This is a genomic window from Burkholderia sp. Se-20378 (genome assembly GCF_017104665.1).
Classification (GTDB): Bacteria; Pseudomonadota; Gammaproteobacteria; order Burkholderiales; family Burkholderiaceae; genus Burkholderia; species Burkholderia lata.
Map to the genome: position 1 here is coordinate 1 of NZ_JAAGPG010000808.1, position 2,799 is coordinate 2,799.

Genomic DNA, 2,799 nt, shown 5'->3' on the forward strand with positions numbered 1-2,799 from the left:
CGCGTCCGATCGCATCCCGGGCGGTTCGACGAACACGGGCACCGAATAGCGCAGCCGGATCGTGATGCCGTTTTCGACCGGGGTGCCGGGCGCGGGCAGTTCGTCGATCAGGACGCGGTAGCTTTCCTCGGCGGCCGGCGCGTCGAGGGCCGTGCGCACGAGCCGGATCAGCTGCCCGGCGTTCGCGCCGATCTGCAGCAGCGGTGGCGATGCGGCGAGCGCGTCGGTCGGCGTCATCACGTCGTCGCCGTTTTCCTGCGTCCAGCGGTACGTGCGGACCTGGCCGTAGATCGGCCGTCCGCCCGGATTGTCGAGCATGACGCTGGCCGCGGCTGCCGACGGCGGCAGCTCGATCGTCACGGGCGTGATCTGCAGCGTGGCCGCGGATACGGCCGCCGCCGCTGCGGCCCACAGCGCGGCGAGCGCGCGCGGAAGGAACGCCACGGGACGTCAGAAGTAGACGGTGGCGGTGACGGTCGCCTGATAGGTGTCGGGCTTCGGTGTCGCCTGCGCCGGCACCTGGCCGTACACGTTCAGCGACTGCGCGGAACCGGTCCCGGTGCCGCCGACCGTATCCGTTCCCTGCGTGTTGCCCCAGACCGTGGCGTGGCCCGAATCCTGGTAGATCTGATAGCCGACCGTCGTGCTCGTGTTGCCGCTCGCGGTGCCGGCCATCAGCCGGCTGGCGACCGTCGAGCCCGTGACGGCGCCCGCGTCGAGCCCGACGTTGTACGGCGTCGAGTTCGTACAGGTGACGGACAGCGTGGTCTGCTGGCTGATCGTCGACGCGAGCACGCCGGTCGTGCCGAATGCGAGCGGGTTGGCGGCGATCGTGCAGTTCGCCTGGATCGTCAGCGTGACGTTGAACTGGGCGGTGGCGGTGCCGTTCGAGTAGGTGGCGGCGACGGTAACGGGTTGCAGCGCCGGTGCGAATGCGAAGGCGGTCGCGAGCGCGGCGGAAAGGACACGACGTCGGGTAGCGTTCATTGTGGTTATCTCCAGCCGTTCAAGGGATGTCGCCCGGCTCGCGGGTGGCCTCCCGCGTTGTGCCTGCCGTGCCGACGGAACTGCGCTGTCGTTGACGGAAGACTACTCCACGCGTTCGGGCGCCGGCAATGGTGAAAATGCCGAAGCGGCAGGTTTTGTGCCGGATTCCTGATAGATTGCTGTGGGCGGCTTGACCTGGATCAAGAATCGGCGCGAACGACGCGGTACGCGGCCGGCTACCATCGAGGGGCGCGTGGCCTGGCGACGGTTGTCGCGGGGGCGAGCGTGCGTACGGGGAAAACCATGGCGGATGAGCGATTCGACGCGGCGCGTGGCTGGCTGCGCATGCTGTCGTGCCTGTTGCTGGTCGTGGCGCTCGGCGCGCCGTGGGCGTCGGCGCGCGCGGATTCCTGTTCGGTCACGCCACCGGCGCCGAGCTTCGGCTCCGTCAGCCCGATCCGGCTGCTGGCCGTCACGACCACCAGCACGATGACCGTCAACTGCACGTGGGATGTGCTGAGCCTGAACACGGGCGTGCTCGTCTGCGTGAACCTCGGCGGCACGAGCCCGCGCTACCTGAGCAACGGGACGAACCAGATGCAGTACGACCTGTACCAGGATTCCGGTTATTCGCAGGCGTGGGGTTCCGTCAGCGCCGGCACCACGCCGATTTCCGTGACGTTGCAGAAACCGCTGCTCGGCACCAGCGCGAGCGCGAATATCACCGTCTATGGCCGCGTCACGGCCAACCAGCCGACCGTGCCGACCGTGAACAACAGCAGCACCGTCTACACCCAGAGCTTCAGCGGCAACCAGGCGACGTACAGCCAGAGCTTTTCGCTGCTCAGCATCCTGCCGACGCTGACCTGCGCGGCGCAGCCGGTGGCCGGCACGGTGAGCTTCTCCGCCACGGCCACGGTCGCCAACGACTGCATCATCACCGCGACCGGCGTCGCGTTTCCGGCCACCGGCGTATTGACGTCTCCGCTGGCGGCGGCCGGGTCGATCAATGCGCGCTGCACGAACGGCGACGCATTCCAGATTGCGCTGAACGGCGGCAGCAGCGGCAACGTTGCCGCGCGCGCCATGTCGCGCACGGGCGGCGGCGGGTCGGTCGGCTATCAGCTTTACGCGGACGGCGGCTATACGACGCCATGGGGCGACGGCACCGGCGGCACGTCGATGGCGACGGGGTCGGGCAGCGGATTCAGCCAGACGATCCCCGTGTACGGGCGCGTGCCCGCGCAGACAACCCCCGCGCCGGGCAACTACAGCGACACGATTACTGCAACGATCAGCTTCTGAGTTGCGTCAGTCGCGCACCAGCACCACCAGCTTCAGGTCCTCGCGGTGCGCGGGCTTCAGCGTGATCTGCTGGTACACGAGGCGGCCGTCGGCCGGATGGTCGAATTCGCGCAGGCCGCCTTCGCGTTCGAACACGTCCTGCGATGCCCAGTACTGCGCGAAAGCGTCGCTGCCGGCAGTCAATGCGTCGATCAGCGCACGCGTGGGCGCATCGGTCAGGTGACGGATCGAATCGGCGCGGAATTCGGCCGCGAGCCGCCGCGCGCGGGTTTCCCAATCGACGATCAGCGTGCGCGCGGCCGGCGACATGAACGTGAAGCGCAACAGGTTGCGGTCGTGTTCGCCGTCGAGCCAGCCGGAAAAGAGTGCGGCGGCCGGCGCGTTCCATGCGAGCGCGTTCCATTGCCGGTCGAGCACGTACGCGGGCGTCGCGATTGCCGCGACCGTCGCGGCGAGCGTCGGCGGCAGGTCGCCGCCCGCGACGTCGGGTTCGGCCGGGTCGCGCTG

At 68.9% G+C, this 2,799-nt stretch carries 3 protein-coding genes and 1 pseudogene; 1 reads left to right on the plus strand and 3 read right to left on the minus strand.

Annotation, left to right across the window (positions count from 1 at the left end):
• Together G3N93_RS37770 and G3N93_RS37775 are read right to left on the minus strand one after the other, a co-directional pair.
• The coding region (locus G3N93_RS37770; protein ID WP_206135301.1) for a molecular chaperone at positions 1-444 on the minus strand (444 nt) is incomplete at its 3' end.
• A gap of 6 nt (positions 445-450) precedes the next feature.
• Positions 451-987: a spore coat U domain-containing protein gene (locus G3N93_RS37775; protein WP_174941645.1), complete on the minus strand. Its 537-nt coding sequence runs from the start codon at positions 985-987 to the stop codon at positions 451-453.
• Positions 988-1,290: 303 nt separating this feature from the next.
• On the opposite strand from G3N93_RS37775, the gene G3N93_RS37780 reads away from it, so the two are divergent.
• A complete protein-coding gene (locus G3N93_RS37780; RefSeq protein WP_174943280.1) occupies positions 1,291-2,292 on the plus strand; it encodes a spore coat U domain-containing protein in 1,002 nt (333 codons plus the stop codon).
• A gap of 6 nt (positions 2,293-2,298) precedes the next feature.
• Here the strand turns inward: G3N93_RS37780 and G3N93_RS37785 are convergent.
• Positions 2,299-2,799: pseudogene (locus tag G3N93_RS37785) on the minus strand (transcriptional regulator); the annotation flags it as partial.